The 26,593-nt window shown below is 43.9% G+C and carries 22 protein-coding genes; 7 read left to right on the forward strand and 15 right to left on the reverse strand.

Features of this window, described 5'->3' with window-relative positions; all coding sequences use genetic code 11:
- Positions 1-77: 77 nt before the first annotated feature.
- Positions 78-356: a LapA family protein gene (locus RMX98_RS00195; RefSeq protein WP_322679807.1), complete on the reverse strand. Its 279-nt coding sequence runs from the start codon at positions 354-356 to the stop codon at positions 78-80.
- Between the two features lie 120 nt (positions 357-476).
- Positions 477-1,901, reverse strand: a complete 1,425-nt coding sequence (locus RMX98_RS00200) for a phosphoglucomutase/phosphomannomutase family protein (protein WP_322679806.1) — start codon at positions 1,899-1,901, stop codon at positions 477-479.
- Positions 1,902-2,047: 146 nt separating this feature from the next.
- On the opposite strand from RMX98_RS00200, the gene RMX98_RS00205 reads away from it, so the two are divergent.
- Positions 2,048-2,902 (forward strand): PD-(D/E)XK nuclease family protein, encoded by an 855-nt coding sequence (locus tag RMX98_RS00205; RefSeq protein WP_322679805.1) that lies wholly within the window; start codon positions 2,048-2,050, stop codon positions 2,900-2,902.
- Here the strand turns inward: RMX98_RS00205 and RMX98_RS00210 are convergent.
- The 5 genes from RMX98_RS00210 to RMX98_RS00230 form a co-directional block, all read right to left on the reverse strand.
- Positions 2,899-3,006, reverse strand: a complete 108-nt coding sequence (locus RMX98_RS00210) for a type II toxin-antitoxin system PemK/MazF family toxin (protein WP_322679804.1) — start codon at positions 3,004-3,006, stop codon at positions 2,899-2,901. The two genes, RMX98_RS00205 and RMX98_RS00210, sit on opposite strands and share 4 nt — an antisense overlap.
- Positions 3,006-3,242, reverse strand: a complete 237-nt coding sequence (locus RMX98_RS00215; protein WP_322679803.1) for a ribbon-helix-helix domain-containing protein — start codon at positions 3,240-3,242, stop codon at positions 3,006-3,008. Before RMX98_RS00215 ends, RMX98_RS00210 begins: the two co-directional genes overlap by 1 nt.
- Before the next feature lie 206 nt (positions 3,243-3,448).
- Positions 3,449-4,219 (reverse strand): hypothetical protein, encoded by a 771-nt coding sequence (locus RMX98_RS00220; RefSeq protein WP_322679802.1) that lies wholly within the window; start codon positions 4,217-4,219, stop codon positions 3,449-3,451.
- A 15-nt stretch (positions 4,220-4,234) separates the two neighbouring features.
- On the reverse strand, positions 4,235-4,561 hold the full coding sequence (locus RMX98_RS00225) for a flavoredoxin (protein WP_322679801.1): 327 nt from the start codon (positions 4,559-4,561) through the stop codon (positions 4,235-4,237).
- Positions 4,562-4,891: 330 nt separating this feature from the next.
- Positions 4,892-6,562: a transglutaminase family protein gene (locus RMX98_RS00230; RefSeq protein ID WP_322679800.1), complete on the reverse strand. Its 1,671-nt coding sequence runs from the start codon at positions 6,560-6,562 to the stop codon at positions 4,892-4,894.
- Positions 6,563-7,174: 612 nt separating this feature from the next.
- Between RMX98_RS00230 and RMX98_RS00235 the strand changes: the two genes are divergently transcribed.
- Together RMX98_RS00235 and recF are read left to right on the forward strand one after the other, a co-directional pair.
- The gene (locus tag RMX98_RS00235; RefSeq protein ID WP_322679799.1) at positions 7,175-10,033 is read left to right on the forward strand and encodes a cation-translocating P-type ATPase; all 2,859 of its coding nucleotides are present in this window, start codon (positions 7,175-7,177) and stop codon (positions 10,031-10,033) included.
- Positions 10,034-10,116: 83 nt separating this feature from the next.
- Positions 10,117-11,238 carry a DNA replication/repair protein RecF gene (recF, locus tag RMX98_RS00240; protein WP_322679798.1) on the forward strand — a complete coding sequence of 374 codons (1,122 nt, stop codon included), beginning with the start codon at positions 10,117-10,119 and terminating at the stop codon, positions 11,236-11,238.
- A gap of 106 nt (positions 11,239-11,344) precedes the next feature.
- Here the strand turns inward: recF and RMX98_RS00245 are convergent, their stop codons facing one another.
- Positions 11,345-11,812: an MgtC/SapB family protein gene (locus tag RMX98_RS00245; RefSeq protein ID WP_322679797.1), complete on the reverse strand. Its 468-nt coding sequence runs from the start codon at positions 11,810-11,812 to the stop codon at positions 11,345-11,347.
- 538 nt (positions 11,813-12,350) lie between these two features.
- Between RMX98_RS00245 and RMX98_RS00250 the strand changes: the two genes are divergently transcribed.
- The gene (locus RMX98_RS00250) at positions 12,351-14,693 is read left to right on the forward strand and encodes a putative PEP-binding protein (RefSeq protein WP_322679796.1); all 2,343 of its coding nucleotides are present in this window, start codon (positions 12,351-12,353) and stop codon (positions 14,691-14,693) included.
- Positions 14,694-15,011: 318 nt separating this feature from the next.
- Here RMX98_RS00250 and RMX98_RS00255 read toward each other — a convergent pair whose 3' ends face one another.
- Complete coding sequence (locus RMX98_RS00255) at positions 15,012-15,992, reverse strand: AraC family transcriptional regulator (protein WP_322679795.1); 981 nt, start codon at positions 15,990-15,992, stop codon at positions 15,012-15,014.
- Between the two features lie 91 nt (positions 15,993-16,083).
- On the opposite strand from RMX98_RS00255, the gene RMX98_RS00260 reads away from it, so the two are divergent.
- The 3 genes from RMX98_RS00260 to RMX98_RS00270 are packed head-to-tail and all read left to right on the forward strand — an operon-like array spanning position 16,084 to position 18,391.
- Complete coding sequence (locus tag RMX98_RS00260; protein WP_322679794.1) at positions 16,084-16,278, forward strand: hypothetical protein; 195 nt, start codon at positions 16,084-16,086, stop codon at positions 16,276-16,278.
- 28 nt (positions 16,279-16,306) lie between these two features.
- Positions 16,307-17,356: an NAD(P)-dependent alcohol dehydrogenase gene (locus RMX98_RS00265; protein ID WP_322679793.1), complete on the forward strand. Its 1,050-nt coding sequence runs from the start codon at positions 16,307-16,309 to the stop codon at positions 17,354-17,356.
- Positions 17,357-17,383: 27 nt separating this feature from the next.
- Positions 17,384-18,391 carry an aldo/keto reductase gene (locus RMX98_RS00270; protein WP_322679792.1) on the forward strand — a complete coding sequence of 336 codons (1,008 nt, stop codon included), beginning with the start codon at positions 17,384-17,386 and terminating at the stop codon, positions 18,389-18,391.
- A gap of 483 nt (positions 18,392-18,874) precedes the next feature.
- Here the strand turns inward: RMX98_RS00270 and RMX98_RS00275 are convergent, their stop codons facing one another.
- The 6 genes from RMX98_RS00275 to RMX98_RS00300 all read right to left on the reverse strand — a co-directional run bounded on the left by RMX98_RS00275 (position 18,875) and on the right by RMX98_RS00300 (position 26,544).
- A complete protein-coding gene (locus RMX98_RS00275; protein ID WP_322679791.1) occupies positions 18,875-20,047 on the reverse strand; it encodes a hypothetical protein in 1,173 nt (390 codons plus the stop codon).
- 229 nt (positions 20,048-20,276) lie between these two features.
- Positions 20,277-20,933, reverse strand: coding sequence for a DUF1361 domain-containing protein (locus tag RMX98_RS00280; RefSeq protein WP_322679790.1), 657 nt, complete (start codon positions 20,931-20,933; stop codon positions 20,277-20,279).
- Between the two features lie 496 nt (positions 20,934-21,429).
- A complete protein-coding gene (locus tag RMX98_RS00285; RefSeq protein WP_322679789.1) occupies positions 21,430-22,701 on the reverse strand; it encodes a hypothetical protein in 1,272 nt (423 codons plus the stop codon).
- Between the two features lie 150 nt (positions 22,702-22,851).
- Positions 22,852-24,789: an iron uptake porin gene (locus RMX98_RS00290; protein WP_322679788.1), complete on the reverse strand. Its 1,938-nt coding sequence runs from the start codon at positions 24,787-24,789 to the stop codon at positions 22,852-22,854.
- A gap of 304 nt (positions 24,790-25,093) precedes the next feature.
- Positions 25,094-25,570 carry a hypothetical protein gene (locus RMX98_RS00295; protein WP_322679787.1) on the reverse strand — a complete coding sequence of 159 codons (477 nt, stop codon included), beginning with the start codon at positions 25,568-25,570 and terminating at the stop codon, positions 25,094-25,096.
- Between the two features lie 209 nt (positions 25,571-25,779).
- Positions 25,780-26,544: an ABC transporter ATP-binding protein gene (locus tag RMX98_RS00300; RefSeq protein WP_322679786.1), complete on the reverse strand. Its 765-nt coding sequence runs from the start codon at positions 26,542-26,544 to the stop codon at positions 25,780-25,782.
- Positions 26,545-26,593 lie beyond the last annotated feature (49 nt).

The raw sequence follows: 26,593 nt of genomic DNA on the forward strand, positions 1-26,593 counted from the left end.
TATTGTATGCACATTTGTGCATATTAGCAGATGAAGAGTATTTAACTGGTGTACTTCTGTATGTTTTCTTTCAGTTCTCAAAAATCTTCGTCATCAACAAAAAATTCTGCATCGTCTTCCAATCGAGAATTACGTTGGCTAGTACCAGCAAGTCCCCAGAGAGGTTGCAGCAGTGCCATGCCAATTAACCCGACAACGGCACTAAAAGCTAGCACTAAACCCATTGGTATCTGAATCGACTGGAATGTTAAGAATTTTAATGATACAGGTGTGGCATTTTGGACTGAAATAATTGCGATCGCTATTACCCAAATTGCTACAACTAGAGATGTCAAAAACGGAGCGAGAGTTTTCATACTTTGATTGAAGTGAGAAGTTAAGAGTTATATGATCGAAATTAGAAATCAGGAGTTAAGAATTGTTAATTGCAATTCTTAACTCCTAATTCATAACTCTTAATTTTTAACTCTGAAAGATTAAACTGCTACTGCCTCTAGTTTAGCAATGACACTCTCTAACTCTTGGGCGATTTGGGTGAGTTTTTCGGGAGTGTTGGTTTCTAGATAGACGCGCACCAGTGGTTCTGTACCAGAAGGACGCAGTAAAATCCAGCTACCTTCTTCTAAATACAGCTTAATACCATCTTTACGTCCCACTTCCCTGACTTTAATTCCTGCTACCTCTGTAGGTGGATTTCTAGTAAATGAGTCGATGACGGCGGTTTTGTGCGCTTCTGTGAGGTGCAAGTCTAAGCGGTTGTTGTAAAGTGGGCCATCGGCTTCGGCGATCGCTTCCTTAACTATCTGACTTAGAGGTTTGCCTTCATAAGCGATCGCTTCTGCCACCAGCATATTGGCTAAAACCCCGTCTTTTTCGGGAATATGCCCAATAATACTCAAACCACCTGATTCTTCTCCACCGATTAATACAACAGTTTCGCGCATTTTTTCGCCGATATATTTAAAACCAACTGGTGTTTCGTAAATTTGCAGCCCATTTTTAGCAGCGAAATTATCCAGTAGATGGGTTGTCGCCACAGTGCGGATGATAGCGCCTGTTTTCCCTTTGTTTTTGATTAAATGGCTTGCTAGAACTAACAGCACAGTATTGGGAGTGAGAACAGTTCCTTGTTCATCAACAATACCAAAGCGATCGCTATCTCCATCCGTTGCCAAACCCAAATCAGCGCGATCGTGAACTACTGCTTCCACTAACTCAACTAATTGTTCTCTTTTGGGTTCTGGCATTCCACCGCCAAATAAAACATCTCTCCAATTGTGGAAACTTTCTAATTTAACGCCACTGTGTTGCAAAACTTCATCTAAATAGCCGCGAGAGGTAGAATACAAAGCATCGTACTTTACCTTTAAATTAGCGCTTTTAATTTTTTCTATATCAAGTAGAGTGTAGATAAATTGCAGGTAATCTGGTTTCGGATCGAAAATTGAAATTGAACCTGATGGGTTGTTCCCAGGCAACTCATCCGATGCACTTTTTATATTTGCCACAATAGTATCAGTAATCTCTGGAGTGGCAGGCCCAGCATAATCAGGTATATATTTAATTCCACAGTAGGGTGCTGGATTATGACTAGCAGTAAACATTAATGCCCCAGCAGAATTTAGATGACGGGCGTTGTAGGCAATTACTGGTGTGGGACAATCCCGATCGGTAATTTTCACAGTCCAACCCAAGTCTGCTAGGACTTGGGCTGATGTTTGGGCAAACTGGTCAGCTAAAAAGCGAGTATCGTAGGCAATAAGTATTGGTCTATCTTTTTTGTAGGCTGTATCCAGGTAAGTGGCTATTGCTCTTGTTACTTTCCGCACATTGGGGAAAGTAAAGTCATCAGCAATAATTCCTCGCCATCCATCAGTACCAAATTTTATCTTGCTGGACATTTTTGCCACTTGCTTCCGTACATTATCAGTACTATAAAAGCTTCCCGCAAAGCGCGTGTAGCAGCAACCATCCTCCGAAGTTATTTGCTAAGGAAGCCTTAGTTTAAACTTCTCGCCACCGTATTTTCTCTCACTGTTTCTGAGCAATGTCAACCCCCGATCGACCTTTTGCCAGTTATCACCTTTGGTCTCTAGTTGCCCCAGCGACTGGGCAAGAACGCTGGCATTGCCAGATGAGACGGGGGTTTATCAAAGCACGGCAACATGAACCACAAGTCAAAGCGCTTTTAGGGCAAGCCACCGCGCCCCAGAGGATTGGCATACTCGCCCAAAAAGGCATTTATGAGTTTCATCATCATAGGTATCTGTTGAAGGAAGCCGATGGTGTAGAAAGAGTTGCACAGCTACTTAAATTAGGCAACTCAAGCGATCAAGTCCAGCAACGTGTGCTGCAAATTCTGAAAAAATATCACGATGCGCCGTTGCTTTTGGATAAAGATATTATCCAATTAACTCCGGGTGATGAAGGCTTTCCGAAACCGATAGTAGTTGAACAAGAAGATTATTGCTTTCGCTTATATGCGGCTATGGACTGCGTTTTCATTGAGAGCGATCGCACAATACATATTTTAGATTTCAAAACTGGTAAGTCGGCTTTTGACCGACGACAGGCATTAGTTTATTTGGTAGCTGCTCGTTATCTTTACCCTGGACGGAAAGCCGTTGCATCATTTTATAATTTAGAAATATGTAAAAAGTCTGAGTTAATTAGCATCAATAATAGTGAATTAGAATACATAAAATTTGAGTTAGCAAATATTGCCCACAAGCACCAGCACGATTTGCAAAAATATCAGGAAGAAAGTAGTAATTTCAGTAAAATATTCCCTCCCAATCCAGGCTCTCATTGCCGCTTTTGTCCATTTAACTCGATCTGTGAGTTTGCCAATTTTAAGCAAACTCAATCGTATCCATTACCCAGTTTAAGGGTTAATAGTTAATACCATTTCTTTTTGAGTTGAATTACCAAGACAGGACGACGATATCCGGGTTCTGAGCCTACTGGGTTAGGTAGATTCGCCCACCAAATTTCTCCCCGATACATTACCAATCCTCATGAGGCAGAGACATAAACTGCATCTTTGCCATTACTGGATCTAGCTCAGAAGACTCTTGAGAATAAACTTGGTTGAGCTTGTGCAAAATTTGATTGCGGTTGTACTTTTTCAAATAAGCTTTTAACGCTTTTGTGTAAAGCTCACTACGTGACAACCCTAGCTGCTGGGCTAGTGCTTCTGCTTCTTCAAAAACTGAGTCTGGAAGCGAAATTGCAGTTTTCATAATGGATTTAGCTGCAAGTCTTACTTTTTATTAAGTGATACCTTGGTTATACCAAGACTGCAAGAGCAACCGCACTTACAGAACAGCAAATAACCTTTCTATACATCCTAAGCTAGAAGCAGAGCAAGTTAACGGTAAAGTTGTGCGGTGGCAGACAAGCTCAAACTTTCACCGATAACCTTTGTACCGTCCGCACCAACGCAGTGTTAGGCACAGATTACCTCACGCAAACGAGCAAGTAAACTTTGATTTGTCTCAGGTAACTCAGTTGAAATTTTTCTGAATTTATCTTCTTGTGAGAGTATGTTGATAATTTTCTCCAGATTGAAACCTTTTTGTTCTATGTTCCGACGTAACTTAGGGTCGTCCATTAGGACAAGAGTCAAATCCCTTAACACAATGTTTGCATTCCAATTTCTAGCAGACCATATTTCATTGGCTTCTTCTTCTCCAAAGATGGCTGCAAATTTTTGATAGAAGAAGATTTCGCTAATATCCTGATCCCTACTTAAAAAAGCACGAGCGTTCTTTAAGTCTCGCTTCGCCTCATCAAGCAACTTTTCAAGCTCATACCGTTTAGTGTCTTGGTCAGTATCTGAATCAGCCTGAGTATCAGCTTTCAATATTTCAAGAATAGATCCAAATTTTTCTACAAAATCAAAGAGTTTTTGTTGTACTGAATTTTCTTCTATTTCCCTGATTTCATCCCAATCAATTACTACAACCCACAGATGTTCTGATTGAGAATACTCAACTATTCCATCAACTTCTAAATCTTCACTATAAAGAACAAGGTGTTGACCAGCTTGCAATTCAATTTTTTGAGCAGCAAGATCCTCTATTGTTCCAATACAATTTAGACGAAGACGACCTTGAGCATCAGCATTATGAAAATCAACGAAAACTCTTGGGTTTTCGACTAAAACTCGTTGCTGCTCACTATCATTATGCTGTACTGGTTGTCTTGATGCGCTCATTGAGCATCTCCGTACTTATGTAATCTGCCGAGGCTTAGGAATCGTAGGTGTCAAAAGAGTACTAATTTGCTCTGGGGTTAGACCTACTAAGGTTGCATGATTGGGACTTCTACCCGAAGTTCTAATTACATCTCCGCCAGCCTGACGAATTTTTCCTACAGTAGTGCAACCGAGTTGCCTATGAGGAATAGCTGCTGCTAGCTCCTCGATTGAAGCTCCTAATGCACATTCTACTGAAATTCCTGTTACGCCGCTTGGGTGAGTACCTGTTCCACCTCGGATGTCATCGGGACGGTTGCGACCTCCTCGAATTACTAAGGCTTCATCTGGAATTATTTCCACATGTTGTATCTTCTAAAACCTATAAACAAGATACATTACCAGAAAATCATGGTTCAAGTGCCTAACTATTTATCATACGGAGACTTTCCGTATATCACACGAACGAATCGAGCCAAATAAGGCGTTACAGATATTTTATTCTTAATATCAAGAATTTTTCTGGATATGATTAATCAAAACATCAATCACGAGTTGCCAAGTTTGTCAGGCGTCAGGCGGTATTTTACTGACCAAGCAGACTTTGACAACTCAACATCATGATTGACTCAACAGAATCGTAGCAAAGTGCCAAGGCGATCGCTAGAAATCATCCTTGACACGATCAGCTCTTCAAAAAGGCGGCAATTCTTTAAGAATTGTGAACCTAATATGATTGATCGCTAAATCGCCAATGGGGATATCTTCTTTGGTTAGCCGCTCACCTTGACTTGTCACGGTTTCAAAGGTGATGCCTTTGCCAATTTCAATGTGATACCAGCATAAGCCCATAAAAAAGCGCGTTGGATAAGGGCCACCTTCACCGATATCATCAGGATTTGATTCCATTGGCAACCAGCCGAAATTTGGGACGTAAAATTCTAGCCAAACATGATTAAAGTCGGGTTGTAGCGGTACTCCTACGAAGTCACTATGGGGAGGACATTTGTATCTACCTACGGTGCGGCAGGGGATGCCATTTAAACGAGATAGGGCAAGTAAAACGCCGACATATTCGCCACAGGAACCAACACCCCGTTCTAAAACTGTATCTGGCGTATCAATGTAAGGTTTAATACCGTAGGATAGCTCATCATAAACGTAGTTGCGGATGCTGTGCATTTTCCGCAGCACATTCGTTTCAGAACCAATCGCTTCTCTGGCGGCACGGCGAACAATGGTAGTATCCATTGCTAAATCGTCGTCATCCACTAAGTAACGTGTTTGTAATTCTGGGGAAAGTTCAGATATATTTTCTACATCTCTAGGTGTGATGCGATACTTAATACCTCGAACTTCCAAAAGTGCTTTCCAGCCAAATATATGCCGTTCTCCTGGAGCAAGAGAATCAAATTTAAAGACTGCTACACGTTGCCCCTGTACGACTTCTTCGGTAAAAGGTATACCAATGGGTTCAACGTGTTTCACCTTTTGACGCTCAGTTTCCGATGGTAGGGCAATGCGCCATTCGACATCTGGTAAATAAACCTCGTCTAGAGGTGCAATTTCCTCAGCATAAGACATTTCAATCAGATAGCCGTTAGAGAGGGCGTAACGCTTATCTGGATCGTAATGGTAATACAGAGGATGAATAAAAGTGCGATCGCGGAATGTTAGCTCATGACTCGGATCGGCATTGGGGTTGTCCCGGATATAAGCTTCTTCTGAGGCGTAGGCGACGTAAATACTTTCTTCGCCTGTTTCGCCATTTTTATGGATTGCTATGCCTGTAGGACATTCAAAGGGTGTCAGGACACTAAATTGAAGTTCTCCTGTGGCTCTGTCCATCGCGTAAACCGATTGTTCGGTGCGATCGCAAATCCATAGCATTTCTTGAGTTACTGCCAAATTCTCTATCCCAACTCCAGGGGCATAAAATCTGGTAATTTCTTTTCGTGTTTCGCGGTCAAAAATCAGAATGTAGCCCAACCTTTGGCAACTGACATAAACTGTTGTTTCCCATACAGCAACGCCGTCAGCTGGATAAGGCAATGTTACAAAATGTTCCAGATCCAAAGCATTGAGCTTGCACGAGTAAACACTATTTTCTCGGCTCACCCATAGGGTATCATCCCACGCCGCTAAACCAGTGACATCAGTAAATTCTTTAACTTGATGGGCATTGAGAATTTTACTGTTGTCAGAGATGGGATCAATCTCCAGTAGATGCCCTTTAATACTGTCAATGGCAATCAGTCTATCTTTAATGAAAGTAATGCCATACAGGGCAGCAGCAGTAAGCGGTCGAATTGTTTTTTGCCCAAACATCTGGCTAACAGTCAAAGTGGGGAGTGCAAAACTCATAAAACCTTGTGGTAAGTGTAAAAAACCCTCACCTTTAGGTAGGGGAAAGGGGGAAGGGGGAAGGGGGAAAGGGTGCAAGCCCCTAAACTTTATTTATGGAGGGGAAAAAGATTCAATTCCAGACTATTACGCGAGAATTGAGGCATCCTTACTTCAAGCCCCTAACTTTAGTTATGGGGTTCTTTTTCCCCTTTCCCCTTTAACCTTTTCCCTGCCCAAAGGGCATTGACTCAAGCGGTTTTAACCGCCGTCACACCAATTGCTTGATATGGAAAATCCTATTCGAGCAATGGCTTCCCTGATTGGGGTAGATGAAGAGTGCTGAGTTAAAAGACTGCCCACAATGGGCGTTGCTCTTACCTAGTACATCAATTAATGATTTTCGATTGCCACGTTTACAGCGAGGTACTACTAATTATCGGTACAATGTGTTCCGAAAAACTCTTTCGTGAGAAATAATACTATGTCAAAATCGGAGGAATTTACAAATGTTAAGAATTACATATACACTCATAAGACTGGGCGATCGCCTTAATGTAACTTTAAAAGATGGAATTCCTGCCATCGCTAAATTATGATCGAATTTTGTAACCATTTGCTGTGACCTACACGATGTCTGCTAATTCTCTGCCTGAAGGTGCCGCCGTTTGGCATAGTTTAGAAGTTGATAAAGCGCTAGACCTGCTTGATAGTAATGCAGACAGTGGCTTAACATCCCAAGAAATTCAACAGAGATTGCAAAAATACGGCCCCAACGAACTTGAAGAAACTGCTGGCCGTAGTACTTGGGAAATTCTCCTAGATCAGTTCAAGAACATTATGTTGTTGATGCTGATTGGCGTAGCTCTAATTTCTGGCTTGATAGACCTATGGAGTTGGCGGTCGGGCACTTTGAAGCCTGGTGAAGTGCCATTTAAAGATACAATCGCTATTTTAGCAATTGTCATTCTCAATGGCATACTCGGCTACGTCCAAGAAAGCCGTGCTGAAAAAGCATTGGCAGCCTTGAAAAAAATGACCTCTCCCTTAGTGCGGGTTATCCGCGACACCAAATTGGTGGAGATAGCAGCCAAGGAACTAGTTCCAGGGGATGTCATGCTGCTGGAAGCTGGGATGCAGATAGCCGCAGACGGACTTTTGATAGAACAGTCAAATTTACAAGTGCGAGAGTCAGCATTGACTGGTGAAGCCGAAGCGGTGAATAAACAGGCATCACTAAAATTACCGGAGGAAACATCATTAGGCGATCGCCTCAATGTCGTCTTCCAAGGAACTGAAGTAGTTCAAGGACGAGGCAAGGTTCTGGTGACTAACACCGGAATGACTACAGAACTAGGCAAAATTGCCACCATGTTGCAGGCGGTAGAAAGTGAACCTACGCCTTTACAGCAGCGAATGACTCAACTGGGTAATGTCCTAGTTACAGGTTCTTTGATTCTGGTGGCGATCGTCGTCGTTGGTGGTGTCATCAGAGACGGGGGTTTTAAAAATATTCAAGAACTCTTGGAAGTTTCCTTGAGTATGGCGGTTGCTGTAGTTCCGGAAGGTTTACCAGCTGTAATTACCGTCACTTTGGCACTAGGTACTCAGCGAATGGTGCGCCAAAACGCCCTGATTCGCAAACTACCAGCTGTGGAAACGTTGGGTTCTGTAACCACTATCTGTTCTGATAAAACCGGCACCCTGACTCAAAATAAAATGGTGGTGCAATCTTTTTTCACCAATAACAAAACTTTTCGCGTCACTGGCGAAGGTTATGCTCCCACAGGGGACTTTCAATTAAATGGTGAAAAAATTTCCCTAGAGGAGTCTCCAGAAATTTCCGCGTTATCAGTAGCCTGTGCAGTTTGTAATGATTCGGTGTTGCAAAAAGAACAAGGGGAATGGGCAATTTTAGGAGATCCGACAGAAGGGGCATTGTTAACACTGGCGGGAAAAGCCGGAATCGAAAAAGACCAGTGGAACAGTAAGTTACCTCGTGTTGCAGAGTTTCCCTTTTCCTCAGAACGGAAGCGGATGAGCGTAATTTCTCAGGTGGAGGGAGTCGCTACGGGTGACGCATCTTCGAGAGGTGTTGACCCAGCGATCGCCGATCTTCTCCAATCTCAACCTTACTTAATGTTTACCAAAGGTTCTCCAGAGTTAATCTTGGTACGTTCTGCTCAGATTCATTTGGGTAATGACACAGGCGCATTAACCGAAGAACAACGCCAGAAAATTTTGGCAGAAAATGACCTGATGGCGAGTAAAGGTTTACGGGTGTTAGGTTTTGCCTACAAACCCCTGGCGGAGATCCCGCCTGAAGGTTCAGATGAGGCATCTGAGCAAGGCTTGGTATGGCTGGGATTGGTGGGAATGCTAGATGCGCCACGCCCAGAAGTCAGGGCAGCTGTGCAAGAGTGCCGAGAGGCAGGCATTCGCCCAGTGATGATTACAGGCGACCACCAATTAACAGCACGAGCGATCGCCGCCGATTTGGGAATTGCCCAAGAAGGCGACCGCGTCCTCACAGGTCAAGAATTGCAACGGATGACTGACCAGGAATTAGAGCAAAACGTTGACCTGGTAAGCATCTATGCCAGAGTTTCCCCAGAACACAAACTGCGAATTGTCCAAGCACTACAACGCCGGGGTCGATTTGTGGCGATGACAGGTGATGGTGTCAACGATGCCCCAGCCCTCAAACAAGCCGACATCGGTATTGCAATGGGTATTACTGGCACTGATGTCAGCAAAGAAGCCAGTGACATGGTATTACTTGATGACAACTTCGCCACCATTGTCAGCGCCACCAAGGAAGGTAGAGTTGTTTACACCAACATCCGCCGCTTTATTAAATACATCCTCGGCAGTAACATTGGTGAAGTCCTGACAATTGCAGCCGCACCTTTAATTGGTTTGGGAGGCGTTCCCCTTACTCCCTTACAAATTTTGTGGATGAACTTGGTGACAGACGGTCTACCAGCCTTGGCATTAGCTGTGGAACCTCCCGAACCGGATGTAATGCAACGTCCGCCTTTTAGTCCCCGCGAAAGTATTTTCGCGAGGGGATTAGGTTCTTACATGATTCGCATTGGTATCATCTTTGCCATTATCAGTATTGCCTTGATGTGGTGGGCTTATCAACATACTCATGCCGACGGGTATCAAGGAGATCCCGATACTTGGAAGACAATGGTATTCACAACCTTGTGTATTGCCCAAATGGGTCATGCGATCGCGATTCGCTCCAATAACCGACTGACCATCGAGATAAATCCCTTCTCTAATATCTTTGTACTAGCGGCTGTTGTCGTCACCACAATTTTGCAGTTGATGCTAGTTTATGTCCCACCCCTGCGAGATTTCTTTGGTACTCACTACCTGAATATGCAAGAACTAGGCATCTGTATTGGTTTCAGTGCCTTAATGTTCGTGTGGATTGAAGCAGAAAAGATATTTCTGCGGATTGTGGGCAAAAAGGCCGTTTGAAAAGGAAATTTTAGATTTTAGATTTTAGATTTTAGATTTATCTTCAATCCAAAATCTAAAATTTAAAATTCAAAATTGAACTTATGTACCTAAAAACTCTAAACCTCCGACAATTTCGCAATTATCAAGACCAGAACGTTGAGTTTAATGCTGCCAAAACAATTTTGGTAGGTAATAACGCTCAGGGAAAGTCAAATTTATTGGAGGCGGTGGAGTTACTAGCAACATTGCGATCGCACCGAATGACCCGCGATCGCGATTTGGTTCAAGAAGGGGAAGCCATAGCCCAAATTGATGCCACCCTTGAGCGACAAACAGGTGTTAGTGATTTAACTTTAACCCTGCGCCGCAATGGTCGCCGTAGCGTTGCTCTCAATGGTGAATCAATCCGCCGTCAAATGGACTTTCTCGGCGTTCTCAATGCAGTTCAATTTTCCAGCTTGGATTTAGAACTAGTACGCGGCGGCCCGGAAGGTCGCCGCAACTGGTTAGATACACTTTTAATTCAACTCGAACCAGTTTATGCTTACATTTTGCAGCAGTATAACCATGTGTTACGCCAGCGCAATGCCTTTTTAAAACTTCATGTAGAGACATTGGATGCAACGTCTTTACAGTCAGAATTAGCGGTGTGGGATGCACAGTTAGCGACCACAGGAACCAGAGTAATTAGACGACGCGATCGCGCCATCCAAAGATTAGCTCCCATCGCTAGTACTTGGCACGCCAGTATTAGCGGCAGTACAGAAGTTTTGCAAATTAAGTATGTGCCGAATATTCCTGTAGAGGATAACCAGCCAGAAGAAGTGCAGCAAGCTTTTTTAGCAAAAATTCAACAGCGTGCGATCGCTGAAATGCACCAAGGCACGACTCTTGTTGGTCCTCATCGCGACGAAGTAGAATTGACTATTAACCAGACACCCGCTCGTCAATACGGTTCTCAAGGTCAACAACGAACCCTGGTTCTAGCCTTAAAATTAGCAGAATTACAATTAATTGAAGAAGTCGTCAAAGAGCCACCCTTATTATTACTTGATGATGTTCTTGCCGAACTAGATTTATCCCGTCAAAATCAATTGCTTGATGCCATTCAAGACCGCTTTCAGACCCTGATTACTACCACTCACTTGGGTTCTTTTGATTCTCAATGGTTGAAGTCTTCCCAAATTCTTTTTGTGAAAGCAGGAGAAATAATCCAACAGTAATTTGGTTTTTGTTTGTTATAAATTTAAATTTACATCTAGTTGATAATCAATGCACCGGACATTTTTATTTCTTTATTAATAAAAAATCAAGTTTTTCTATCCATAATTAGGAGTTATTTTGATGTCTTTCTAACCTTTTAAAAACGTTGAGAACCAAAAAAGTCAGCAAAGCACCGATTAATCCTAACTGCCATAAACCACAGCCGGCAGCAATTCCCAATGCAGCCGAAACCCAAATAGCTGCTGCTGAGGTGAGTCCATGAATTTCCAATTGCTGTGATTCTTGAGAAGATTGGCGCACAATTTCTCCAGCACCGAGAAATCCTACACCAGCTGCAATCCCCTGAATCACACGGCTAAGTGCATCAGGACTAGCGAGCAGTCCTCCTGTTTGCATAACTATCAAGGTAAACACGGCTGATCCTAAACTTACCAGTGTATGAGTTCTTAAACCGGCTGGTTTGCGCCTAATTTGGCGTTCTAAGCCGATCGTTGCTCCAATAAGCAATGCAATGCCTAGCCGGAAGCTGATATTCAGCCAATCATTAGTTGCAAGGTAGTAAGTGTTTGGCAATGCTTAATTTTGGTATAGATAATTCTATATATTAGGTTAAATAGTAATTTTTTTATACAAACAGTACAAAAATATTCTAATCTTTTATTAATGGAGTTTAATCCAATAGGTGTAGTCCAATAGACTATCTCCGATTTGGATTATATCAACTTAAGAATGTTTTTTAAACTGCAAATTAATATCTGCCATTGTTAGGATTATTTCCCAATAAAATATTATTTTTTTAAATAAATGGAGGTTTGGATTGTGAAATTATAGCGACAATCGTAATTTTGGCAAGCTACATAAATTTTAAATTTATTAAATAATTTTTGGGATATTTAAAATGACTGAGCAATAAAATCTTACCTTAAATTGCTAGATTTAACCCATACACTCAATAATTAAATATGATACCGTCATGTACATCTCAATCAAAGAACTAAACCGTCCGTTTTAGAGAAGCAGGTGAAATAAACAAGTCGAATTACAGCAATGCATCGTGTAACTAGCAATTAACCGTGGCTACAAATAGACAACTGACAACTAAACAAATTGAGTGGATAAACTCTACTGGCTAGACCAAATTAAACTACAAGACCGCACCAAAATAGGCGACAAAGGATTTTACTTGAGCAAAATTATCCAACGTGGCTATCCAGTGGTGCCTGGTTTTGTTGTTTCGGCAGAAGTTTTACGGCAATTTCTCGAAAATCTCAATAGTTCAGAATCATTAGTGGCTGACTTACCCCATTCTTCGTTACACCTGGATGTCACTAATTGGCGGCAACTTCAGCTGGTAGCTAGTCGCTTGCGTGAAGAAATTCTGACTGCGACTGTGCCAGAGCAATGGGTGAGTACAATTTTCCAAGCAGCTAGAGAATGGCAAAGTGGCTGTTTAATTCTTCGGCCAACTTTGGCAGTAGCGACTGCTACCCCAGGCATGAAGAATATATCGGGTTTGCTGGAATCTGTGTTTTGCCAGTGCGAACCCGAAGCGATCGCCTTGGCTCTAAAACGCACCTGGAGCCAGATATTTCGGGCCCGAAGTCTATTATATTGGCAGCACTCAGGAATTAATCTGCAACAAATTAATCTTGCAGTTTTGGTGCAACCTGTTGAAAATGCGATCGCCAGTGGCTTGCTTACAGCCAACCCGTCTAGGTGGGAAATCGAAGCTACTTGGGGATTAGGAATTGCGATCGCTCTTGGCGAAGTACAGCCAGATATCTACTACATTCAACCGGAAACTGGGATTGTGCTTGAGCAACAACTGGGCAATAAAATGCTGGCTTATGGTATTGATGATGCTGCGCCTGGAGCTTTTTCGCAACCCGTTCCCAACTCAGTACTAACAACAGATCACACTTGTCTGATTACTTATCTACTTCAGGAAGCCCAACAAAAACAGTACGCTTTACAAGAAGAATATTTACAACAAATAATTGCTCTAGGAACTCAACTAATCGGTGAGCTAGGTAAAACTTTTACCATTAAATGGACTATCGCCAGGGAAACTACATCAGGCAAGCTCTACATCACACAAGTTAGTCCTTCCCATCTAACTCACCACTTACACTTCATTCGTGGGCTAGGGGCAGCCGCGGGACGTATTGTAGCTACTGCCTTAGTAATTATTAATCCGCAACAGAAACCCGAACAACTACCCAAGGGAGTGATTTTAGTAGTACCAACAGTTACGCCTGATTGGTTGCCATTCCTGCAACAAGTTGTTGGTATTATCACAGAACAAGGCGGATTAACCAGCCATGCGGCAATTCTGGCCAGAGAATTAGGTATCGCCGCAGTAGTAAACGCCACATCTGCCACCACTTTAATTCAAACTGGCGAACGACTGCTACTTGATGGCGACAGAGGAGAAGTTTATCGCATCAAAGGAGACTCAAAAGAGGAGATAGAGAGAGGGAAAGAAGAAAAACTTTCTTCCCATCACCCCAACCCAAAAGCGCCCCATCCTTCTTTTACGTCTCATCTACCTATGATTGCTACCCAACTACTGGTTAACTTGAGTCAGCCCACTTTAATAGAACAAGTGCAAAGCCTGCCAGTGGATGGGGTGGGATTATTGCGCTCAGAATTGATGATACTAAATATATTGTCTGGGCAACATCCCAATAGTTGGATTTTAAACGGGCATCAGGCAGAATTGTTAGAGCTATGGTCTGAGCAGATTATGCAGTTTGCCCATGCCTTTGCACCAAGACCAGTTTTTTATCGTTCTTTAGATTGGCGATCGCAGGATTTACCATCATTGAGTGAGAATTTACAATCTTCGCCCCAGTCGATGTTAGGTGAACGCGGCACTTTTAGCTATTTACAAAATCCCGCAGTATTTGAGTTGGAACTACAAGCATTGGCGAGTGTCCAGCAAGCTGGCTACAGCAATGTCAATCTAATTTTGCCCTTTGTGCGGACTGTGGAAGAATTTGTTTTTTGTCGGCGCAAAGTTGAGCAAGCTCTTTTAACCGAGGTAGCGCAGTTTCAATTGTGGATGATGGCAGAAGTGCCAAGTGTACTATTTTTACTGCCAGAATATGTGAAAGCAGGTGTGGCCGGAATTTCCATTGGTACAAATGACCTGACTCAATTATTGCTAGGAGTAGATCGAGAACAAGGACAGCTAGCAAAAGTATTTAATGAACGTCATCCGGCACTTATGAGTGCGATCGCACAACTGATCCAAATAGCTAAAAGTGCTGGTATACCTTGTTCAATCTGCGGTCAAGCACCAGCTCTCTATCCAGAAATCATCGATCAATTAGTGGAATGGGGCATAACTTCGATTTCCGTTGAACCGGAAGCTGTGGAGCGAACATATCAAGCGATCGCTCGTGCCGAACAACGTCTAATTTTAGCAGCAGCACGACGAAAACTTCATTAGTTAAAGAGGCTTTGATTTCTCCCCCCTTCCCTTGTAGGGACTACGGTGTACACACAAGTTTTTTAGAATTACTGCGTAACGCAGAGTAGGTTAATTTTTACAAGTCGATGCATTAAAGGTGCAAGTTGATGCATCAAAGGTGTAAGTCGATGCAACAAAGGTGCAAGTCGATGCAACAAAGGTACAAGTCGATGCAACAAAGGTGCAAGTCGATGCAACAAAGGTGCAGATTAAGAGACTTGTGTGTACACCGTAGCCTTGTAGGGAAGGGGGGTTAGGTTTTCCGTTGGCTTTTCCACATGACGTGAAAACTCAGGATCATAGAGATCGTATTGAACTAGCAGTTTGTCGCAGCCGCTCCACATCGCGCATCGGTGGGGCACCAAAGAGCCGCTTGTATTCCCGGTTGAAGTGCGAGGCATCGTCGTAACCCACTCGGTAGGCAGCACTGCTAGCATCAAGGTTTTCCCCCAGCATCAGACGACGGGCTTCTTGGAGGCGCAGTTGCTTCTGGAACTGCAAGGGACTCATTGCCGTGACAGACTTGAAGTGATGGTGAAAGCCAGAAACACTCATTCCCAGTTCTCGGGCGATGCTTTCAATCTTGATCGGCTCGTTAAAGTCTTTACGAAGTCGCTCGACGGCTCTGGCGATATGGTAGGTGTAGCCACCGAGAACTGCAATATGACGAAGCCGATTGCCTTGCTCTCCCATTAAGAGTCGGTAAATGATTTCTCGCTTAATCAGTGGTGCGAGAACATGAGCTTCAGCAGGAGAATCTAGAAGCCTGACGAGCCGCACCACAGCGTCCAACAGATTTGCATTCAATGGACTTACGTCAATCGCTTTCACATCAGCACGGCTGCGCGATGAGGAATACCCAGCCTCGACCATCACTGAGCCAACAAGAGTGGGGTCGAGATCGAGGCGAAGGCTAAGGTACGGTTGCCCCTTTGACGCTTCCAGAATTTGGCTGATAATTGGCAGCTCGACCGTAGCCAGCAGATAATGCATCGGGTCGTACTGATAGCGATCGCTACCCAAAAGAACTTCTTTGCTGCCCTGAGCGATCGCACAAAAGGCAGGGATAGAGACACTATGAACGCATTCCGAAGGCGAGGAGGAGCGATTGAAGTGCAAACCTTTGAGCGGCTCAATCGTCCCATCATGATGAATCGCCTGGGCAATCCGCTCTTTGAGTTCGTCTCTATTGGCTTGCGTTCTGTCTAGCTCGCGTTTTGCCTGCGGGTCGTTGATTAAATCGCGATCGGACTTTTCACTCGTTTTGACAGCATTCATTTCTAAGTTTGCAGAATTGTACAACTATCCTAGACGATCGTCCTATTACATATTCTTCAGGATTCTTAGAATGAAGCTAATGCAATAAAAAATGATTTCGGCTTCTTTAAGCATTCTGGATTTTTATTCAAGAGGAACTCGGCGGGCGGGCGATCGCCACCTTCACCACGCCGATGACTCATATCTCCACTCAGGAGGTACTCTACGGCAAGCCCGTGGACTGGATGGAAAAGGTCAGCGACCAACAATATCAGGACAGATTCAAGACCGAGTACAAGGAAACTAGCTTATCTTTCAGATTGGAGCATCAATTTATGTACAACACGAAAGCTTATGCCGCAGCCAGTGCAACATCACCCCTGGCCTCTACCCAAATCAAGCGGCGCAATCTAACTGAACATGACGTTCAGATTGAAATTCTCTTCTGCGGTATCTGTCACTCCGATCTCCATTCAGTGCGGAACGAGTGGGGCGGCACGATCTACCCAATCGTTCCCGGTCATGAGATTGTTGGTCGTGTGACTGAGGTTGGCTCGGCAGTTACGAAGTACAAACCCGGCGACCTCGCCGCGATCGGCTGTATGGTTGACTCGGATGGCACCTGCCCGCATTGCAGGGGTAGTCTTGAGCAATTCTGCTCGAACATGATCCAAACCTTTAACTCTCCAGATAAACACCTTGGAGGTGTCACTTATGGTGGCTACTCTGATAGCATCGTCGTCGATGAACGCTTTGTTCTGCGCGTTCCCTCCAACCTCGATCTCGCTGGAACTGCACCGCTTCTGTGCGCCGGAATCACAACCTACTCGCCCATGCGCCACTGGGGTGTCAGCAAGGGCAAGAAGGTCGGCGTGGTTGGTCTCGGTGGGCTGGGTCACATGGGCGTAAAGTTCGCCCGTGCCTTCGATGCCCACGTCGTCGTCTTCACCACCTCGCCTAACAAGAAGGAAGACGCACTCCGCCTCGGTGCTGATGAAGTGGTCGTTTCTCGCAACGCCGACGAGATGCAGAAGCACACAGGCAGCTTCGACTTCATCCTCGACACAATCTCCGCCGATCACGACATCAACGCCTATCTCAACCTGCTCACCCGCGACGGCAACATCACCCTTGTTGGCGCACCCCCAAAGCCCCTGGATATCTCGGCTTTCAGCCTGATCATGGCACGCCGCAGTCTTTCCGGCTCTATGATCGGCGGCATCGCCGAAACCCAAGAGATGCTCGACTTTTGCGGTAAGCATAACATCACTGCCGATGTCGAAGTCATTCCTATCCAAAAAGTCAACGAAGCTTACGAAAGACTGCTCAAGTCTGATGTGAAGTACCGCTTTGTGATTGATATGGCATCCCTTAAATCTGCATAACCGAGGTGGAACCTCGAAGGAATAACAATGCAAAAACGTAAACTTGGAAACAGCAACTTGGAAGTCTCGGCCATCGGGCTGGGCTGTATGGGAATGAGTTTTTCTTATGGCCCGCCCAAAGATACGCACGAGATGACCGCTCTTCTCCGGGCCGCCGTTGAACGCGGCGTTACATTCTTTGACACCGCCGAGGTCTACGGCCCGTTCCTAAACGAAGAGCTGGTGGGTGAAGCCCTCGCTCCCTTTCGCGACCAAGTGGTCATTGCCACCAAATTCGGGTTCGACATCAGTCCGAATTCCGATCCTCGTGGCATGAAGGGTTCGCCAGGATTGGATAGCCGACCAGAGCACATCAAGCAGGTTGTGGAGGGTTCGCTCAAGCGACTCAAGATCGAGACAATCGACCTACTCTATCAGCACCGAGTTGACCCGAACGTGCCGATCGAGGACGTGGCTGGAGCAGTGAAGGAACTGATTCAGCAAGGTAAGGTGAAGCACTTTGGACTCTCTGAAGCAGGAGTGCAAACGATCCGTCGCGCCCACGCTGTTCAGCCGATCACGGCTCTCCAGAGCGAATACTCGCTGTGGACGAGGACTCCTGAGAAGGAGGTGATACCGACCCTTGAAGAACTCGGCATCGGCTTTGTCCCGTACAGCCCATTGGGCAAGGGCTTTCTCACTGGCAAGATGGACGAAAGCACAACCTTCGACAGTTCCGACTTCCGCAGCACCCTGCCTCGCTTCACGCCGGAGGCTCTCAAGGCAAATCAAGCCTTGATTAATCTGCTCGGCAGCATCGCTGAACGGAAGCAGGCGACACCTGCTCAAATTGCGATCGCCTGGCTGCTAGCGCAGAAGCCGTGGATTGTTCCGATCCCAGGCACCACAAAGCTGCATCGCTTGGACGAAAACATCGGGGCAGTCTCAGTTGAACTCACGCCCGATGATCTGCGTGACATCGATGATGCCGCCTCCAAGATCGCGGTGCAAGGGGCTAGATACCCCGAAAAGTTGGAGCAAATGACCGGTCGTTGAAACGAAATCCTCTTTTGCCCTACGAGCTAGATACTGTAAGCTCCCCTGGAACTTTACAGTTCTAGGGGCGACTCGTTCAGCAAGAAAGTTCTACCAAAGGCATAGGGCTAGTGGCTGATTCGGTAAAGGTAAAAAGCAAAGGCTGATTAGTTACAACCACTATGCTGTGAACTTTTCAGCCTTTACGCTTAAAATTTTTCCTTTGCTAAAACTAAGCCAACACCCACAGACTTTTAGTAGAGCATTATCAAGAAAGGCAGTGTTTCGGCTACGCGGTAATCGAGCGACTTGCACTGAGTTTCGACACTTCGACTACGCCCTTCGGCTACGCTCAGGACAAGCTCAGTGCACCGCTACGCGGTAATCGAGCGAAGTCGAGATTCAACTATCGCGCAGTCGTTGTGAGTAGAGATTCAACAACCGGGCAGGAGGCAGGAGGCTTTTATGGAATCCTGCAACAGTCAAGAAGGCTGTGAACGAAGTTTAATATCGGTAAATTGCCGCAACGGCTGTGCTATATGGAATCTCTTCAAAGGGAACAGCGTAAACCGTGCCACCGTTTAATAAAGTATGAGCAGCGACAAAATCCAATAAATCCTCATCACCAGTTTCTTTTTCTGGGTGCAAATAAACCGTTTCTGAGGTTGGGTCGAATAAACCCCACTGTTGCTGACCAACTGCAACTAATAATGAATCCACGCGTTGGTAATAAGCTGCTGAGACAACCTCTTGGAGGTTGTTAGATGCTTTACCAGTATCACGACCAAACAATTCGTGAAATTGCTCCAAAACTGCTTGCTGTGACTTTTGGAAATCAGCCTCGACAATTGGCCAAGCTTGATCATGTAACTCTTGGGCGCTGAGAATTTCTGGATTTCCGGTGATAGCTTCATCCATTAAATGTTGGTAAGTATTTGCCTGTCTATACACGGGCAAGAGATACTCTACCCCAGCCAGTACCAAAGGCGCTTTTTGCAATTTCAGTTTCTCGTATAATGCGCCATCAACAATTTGAAAGAATTGGAGGATGTCTTCTTGGCGTCTATCCTTGTCAGGGCTTCCCTGTCCGTGAAACGTACCTGGTTGCTGAAAAGAATTGGAGGTTCCGCCTTTTGATGTTGCGATGCGGAACTGACCTTCTTTAGCAGTATCGTCTCTTTGCAGAGCTTCATCTAGACTTTTAGGGAGATTTTCTACTTCTACCTCTTTGACGCTGTAGCGTGTTCCTTCAAAGAACCTGACATCTTGTTGACTCAAAGCCAGTATATAGAAGCGACCATTGCCATTTAAAATTGGCAGCAGTGGTTTGATATGAAATCGGTCTGTAACCACGACCAATTCTTGAAAATCAATTGGTAGGGGATAATAGCGAAAAATATTTTCAGAAATAAAAATCGCCAGCCCTTGCTCTCCGATTTGCTCCCAAAACTCTTGGGTATCAATTTCCTGAGATTTTTCCAACAATGCGATCGCATTTTCCTGTTCCAAACCCGCATCAATTAAACGAGTCTGCGCTTCCCTAACCAAATTTTTAAAGCGAATTGGGTTTTGTCGCACTTCTGGCCCGGCTGGGTGCGTTGGCATATAAATCGAAACACAATTTCCTTTTGGCTGTTCTATTAATGCTTTTATTTCCTCTCTAGAGATTAATTGCATATTATATCCCTCCTATCAACGTGACCAGATACATCAGAGCAGACCATTGATATTCAACGATCTGATCGGACGTTATTCTCAGATGGTGACGGTTGAAGTCCAACCGTTTGCGTCTGAATTTATTTCACCTTAAGGAGGGTTTAGTTGCATCTTTCTTTTGACAGGCAATATTCATTCAGGGAATTACTAATTAAAACCCCGAATTTAAAAGCCAAAATCACCATCTTCATCAAATATTTGGCGTATTAGAGTTTGCGCGTCCTGAGTTTATCCCTATTCTGCTATTTGGTTGGCTAAGACCCAAAGTTACTCGTTTCATAATCCAGTACAAACCTGCAAGTACCACAAAGGTGATAGCAATAATTACTAAAGGCTGTTTTCCTAGAATTTCTTCTACCCCTTTGGTTAGTACAGCATCGGGTTGAGTTATAAAATCCCAACTATTGAAACGCAAAAATCGCCCCCAATAAACGCCAACAGCGCAGAGAAAATGTGTAATTAACTCAAAGCGCCAAATCCATTGGCTTTTACCGATCCGATGTAAATAGTAACCCCAATTAATTAACGATATTACATAAGCTTCAAATCCACTTAGAATTACTAGCAGATATAGAGGAATGAGTACCAAAGTAATCATCCATACGGATTGAATCGTGCGGATATCATCTATCAAGTGAATTACATCGGTTAACAAATACGGTGCATTTGGTAAGAAAGCATAGAAAACTAAAAATCCTAGCCACCAAAGCCAAGTGCCACCGCGCCTCATGCGAAATAGCCACACACTCAAAGCCAAAGGTATAAAAGCCAGAAACAAATTCCAAGTCATCCAACTCATATTAATTCGCAAGACCTGCATGACTCTGGCTATCAATTCTTCTTTCATAGGTGCTTACTCGGAAGTTTGATTGATGTAGATTGACTCTGTAGTGTTAGTGTTAAGCTTAGTGATTGATTGAGTTTTTGTAGTCCCCAAGAAAATTAATTTCCTCCAACATTAGACAATCAACATTTTTGTGTTATTTAAAAGTAAATGCGTACTGATATATATCCTAAGTTTAAAGTTTTTGTATGTTTCATGCTGGAGGATGAAATTTATCAATCAGCTTAAGCCACTAGTATAGCCAGAAAATCATCAAGGTAAAATCTACCACCGAAATGAAGTCTGAGCAACAAAACGCCACAAATAACTTCTGGTGGACTTTTTTAATTACAATGCGGCCCTATCCTGACTATTATATTGATTTCATTTTGCCTTGCTAGAGTTCCAGAAGCACTCAAAGTTTTTGTCAAGTCAGCCTTTGCTTAAGGGCGGGTGAGATGCCCACCCTACAAGAAGTAGTTGGGAAGTAGTTGGATATTTTTGATATGAAAGTTCCTAACTAGCGCACTAGCACTCGACTACGGGGGCCGATCGCTTGTTTGGGTGAAGTGGGTATTGTACAACTCTTGGCAGAATCCTGTGTACAAGCAACTTGAGCAAGGGTTGCCGGGTTGACAACTACTTGATTCATCTCTAAGGAATTACCGTTACTCAATTCCATATTAGGTGTTGTAGAAAGTGATGGAGAATTAGATCCAGATGTGTATGTTGTCGATGTTGAAGGAGCGATCGCACTACCACTACTAACTACAGGTGTAGGAGTAGGTGTATTTCCACCAGTAACCACAGGTGTAGGAGTAGGTGTATCACCACCAGTAACTACAGGTGTAGGAGCAGGTGTATTTCCACCAGTAACTACAGGTGTAGGAGTGGGTGTATCACCACCAGTAACTACAGGTGTAGGAGCAGGTGTATTTCCACCAGTAACTACAGGTGTAGGAGTTATGAGAGTTGCAGTTGCAGGTACTTTAATTGTTATTCTCGCTAGGGGGGAGTTAGTCATTTCCAAAGATGTCACCTTTGGCGAACCTGGGATATCTGACTTAAAATCAAAGACTGTAGGGGTTGCACCACCATTGCGATCGCTATATCGGACTCCATATCCACTCACTTCAAAAGTACCCTGATACTGGTTTCCAGTATTGGGATCGGTGACAGTACCAGTGTATAAAGCTTTTGTAAGATTAAATTCATCCTGAACTACTCCTTGAAATGTAGTTCCTGCCAATTTTCCCTGATATTTATAAGGTGTCAACTCACCGCCAGAGAGAATCGGCGAAGTCAGAACGCCATTGAAGGAGACAATCGGAATGCCTTTAAAGTCAACAAAGTAATGCAAACTACCGTCTTTGCGTGTTTCTACTTTTACATAGTCTGACTTGTATACAGGAACATAATTAGAGTTGTTCTTAGTACCTAAGTTCCGAGAATAAGTCCCTGTGTTGTCTGTATCAACACGAGTAGTGCTTTGATTAAAATTGGGATTAATGCTAGGAAGTTGGATAGTCCCTGATAATGTGCCAGTGCTTTGAATTGTGATTTGAGCGAAAGCACTTGTTCCACCTAAACCGATAAAGACTGCTGCTAAAGTGCTAGTGCTAAGAACAACACAACCAAACTTATACAATTTTAGATTTTGGGTCGTATCTTTGGTGCGCTTCCAGCACAACTTAGATTTTGGATTAGGAATTGCTTTCTGCATCTTGGTTGTGTAAATCCATCTTTCGCCAATATTTTTGCAAGTGCTATGAGTTGATGAATCTAATTTCATGAAAAATTTGCTCCTTTAATCACCTGTAAAAAAAATACGTATAAGTTTCTGCATGAGTTTTCCTTGCTCTCACCCGATAATGAAAGCATATAATACTGAATTAAGCAGTATGCAGATAGCGTATTTTATTACATTTACATCAGTACAAAATTAAAACCGGAAAGTTGCTCTTAATGCCCCAATGACTAATGCATCGTTAGCAGCATTATGATCGGGATTGAAAATTACAAATAAGCCGGGAGTTATGGCAATATTGTCGTTGAGTTGGGCACGGTAAAAAACTTCTACGTGAATTGAGGTGTCATTACGTCCACCTGCTGTCCCCCCATCAGAAAAGTTGGGAAAATTTAAGCCTTCGGGTAAAGTACTCGAAGTAATTTTCGGCGGTTGTCCGACAAGAACGCCCCCTAAATTCCCAGGACGCAGCAAATTGGGAAAAGCTGCAAACACCATCCAATTGGTAGTTTCCACACTTCCAGAAAAGTGAAACGGTTTGGAAGATGTAAAGCCACCCCAACCGCCCAACTGCAAATTAGGGTTGATTCGCCAAGCAACGGTAGTACCAATTGCTTGGGTATCAAAAGCTGTAGCATCTGCAAAAGGCGAAATCAGTTGAGAATCGCCAATACCACTTCCCAGTAAGCCATCTGGAGAATGAGAATAAAGATAATGTACGCCGATATCGATATTATTTGTAGGTGCTAAACTTAACTGAGCGCCAGCAGTATATCTACCACCAAATAGTCCGGCCTGGTTGATGTTGCCGGGAAAACTGGCTATTTCGGCACTATAAACGCCTTGCAAACTAATGCGATCGCTAATCTGCCAGTCAAAGCCTATACCAGCAGTACCGTTGCCAATACTTAAAATTGGGTTACGCTGACCAAATAGAGAAATTGCACCATCGCTAGAACCTTCCAAAGGGCTAATGCCGCGAAAGGTGTTAATCGGGTTGACTCCCGCCGTACCTACAACAATTCCCAAGTTATTCGAGACGAGAAATCGATAAGATAAGTCACTAATAACTAAATTATTGTCTGTATTTGACTCGAAACCCAAGCGTCCCATATTGGTAGATAGCAACGATGCATTAGAACCCAAATTACCCGCCGACAACCCTGTTAGCAGCAAATCTCGCCCTGTAAATGAAGTTGCTAAGGTTAGTTGGGCGCTACTTGTGAAAGTCAGATTAGTTTTTCCCTGCCGTTCAGGTACTCCATCTCTAGGAAACAAATCCACATCGGGGCTGTTGGTTCCCTGCACGCTAAAAATGGCTTGACCAAATAATCTGGTAGTTGTGGAAAACCGATTTCCTTGTAATTCACTAGTCTGCTTTTCCACAGCTTCGACACGCTGCTGTAATTGCTGCAACTCTGCTTTGAATTCGCCTTGCAACCTTTGCAGCAGGATTAAATCTTCATTATTAACAGTATTAATTTTATTGTTAGCGTAGGCGTAGCCCGCACTTCGGCTCCTTTCGACTTCGCTCAAGGCAAGTCGCTCAGTGACCGCCGCAGGCATCACTTCGTTAATCTTCTCTAAGCAAGCATTTAAACCAGCAGCAAATTCATAACGGCTGATGCTACGATTCCCCAGATAAGTCCCATCAGGGTATCCAGCAATGCAGCCATAGCGTTCTACTAAAGATTGCAAAGCACTAAAAGCCCAATCGGAAGGTTGCACATCCTGGAGTCGCGATACTGAGGTGACTTGAGACATTTGATTGTCTGAGTCTGGGGGATGGTCAGATACAGAGAATTCTTCTGTGTTCTCCTGATTCTGTGCAACTTCTGTTATAGGTTGAGTATCTTTTAGTTCAGATAAATTAGGGGTATTTATAAGTTGAATTTTTTCTCGGCTTTTTCTAAGTATATTTTCGTACTTATTCTTTATAGATGAGGTGGTTATATCTGGCTGCACAAATTCAGGTGGAGTAATTTCAGCAGTTGAGACAACTTGAGATAAATTTTCCTGTGTTGACTGCTGCACCTGATTATCTGAAACAATTACGGACTGGTCTGGTAAATTTAGCACAGATATTGGCGCTGTTGCTAGCACACTCGCTATCAGTAGACTAATATCACTCATGGTATTTCATTTGACTTGCACCAATATCTCTTTTGACAGATAAAGTTGGTGTATATCAGGAAATTTTTGTAAAAAAAAGTGATAAAAGCTACTGTAGAACAGAGAAGCGATCGCCGTGTTGCTGGGGAGTGGCAAAGCAGGGGAGGCAGGGGGAGATGGCAACGCCAAAGGGGAAAGGGCAAGGGGCAAAGGGGAAACGAAAGCTCCCTCCTTGTCCCTTTTTCCTACCCGAAGGGTTTTGCCCAATCCCCATTACCCCTTATCCCTAGAGGGGGCCCCCACCTTCCCCAATCCCCAAGATAAATTATTCAGGTTGGTTACAATACTTATTCATTTCATTCACTAGCGTATCCGACTGCTTGCCAAGAGTTGTAGCTGTTGTCAGTGCTGAGTCAATTTCGGCTCTAGCCTTTTGAATTTTTTCTCTGCCAGATACGGTTGCTTCTGCCGTCTTGGTTGCACCAAGTGCCCTACCAGATTTAGCGATCGCTTGACTGAGATTTTGGAAAATATTGGCAAAACCGCTTTGAAATTCTTTCAGCTTCGGATCTTTTAAATCCAGTTCCTTAATGGATTTAGTCACAAATTCTAAATCTTTAGATAGCTGTATGCTGGTTATAACTTGTGTTCCTTTATTTTTATCAATTAGAGAAGTTCCAGCATTTACAACTCGAATCAGTCGCTGGCACTGAGAAACTTTATTTTCGCTGCAACTAGTAATAAACAAAGTAATGCTTAGGCTAATAGGAGCAAGAACAGTATATTTATGTAAAACAGACATTAACACCCCAACAGCAATAAAACCCACAATATAGTATCCAATATTACGGGTAAATGAGAAGATTGGGTACAAGAGGCAGGGGGGCAGGAGAAAAGGTTATGGTTCGGCAAGCTCACCAACCAGGTTAAAGGGAAAAGGAATAAATTTAATCTTTCCCCTTTTCCCCTTACCCTTTTCCCCTTACCCCTTTCCCTTACCCAATGCCCAAATCACCAATCTATCGGCAAACCCAACTGGTCTAAAGTAGCACCATCTTGTAAAAGTGGTTGAATGTCGCTGTCTATTTGAATGCGACCACCAGCCAGCACCAAAGCGCGTTGAGTAACTCTGCCTAACCAATGTAGGTCATGAGAGGCAATTAGTATCACCTGCACAGGTAACTTTAACAACACTTGCGCCAAATGCCGCCGCCATGCTGGATCGAGACCGTTAGTTGGCTCATCCAAAATTAGAATTGTCGGTTCTAGGGCTAAAATCGAGGCTAAAGCAGCTAGGCGTCTTTGTCCACCAGAAAGTTCGTGAGCAGAACGATTGGCATAGGCTTCTAAACCAAAATCAGCTAATAACTGTCTGGCGCGATCGCTAGCTTCTGCTGGTGACATCCCATAGTTACGTGGCCCAAAAGTAATATCTTCCAAGATGGTGGGCATAAATAGTTGGTCGTTGGCATCTTGAAAACTAAAGCCAATTTGACGACGCACTTGGGGTAAAGTTTGCGGTTCTACGGGAATACCATTAATCGTAATTTTCCCAGATTGCGGTTGTTTTAAGCCGATCAGGTTCTCCAACAAGGTGCTTTTTCCAGAACCTGTTGCTCCCATCAATGCCACGCGATCGCCTTTGTTCAAGCTAAAAGATATTTCTTGTAATACTGGCTCCTGACGGGAATATGCGTACACCAGATTCTCAACCTCAACCACAGCTTTGTGGGGGTTACTGGTTGATGTTTGGGGATTAGAAGTTAATGATTTCAAAATTTACTAAACTCAATATGTAATGCAGTGAGGAGAGAAGCGATTAATC

This window comes from Nostoc sp. DedQUE02 (assembly GCF_034531035.1).
GTDB lineage: Bacteria > Cyanobacteriota > Cyanobacteriia > Cyanobacteriales > Nostocaceae > Nostoc.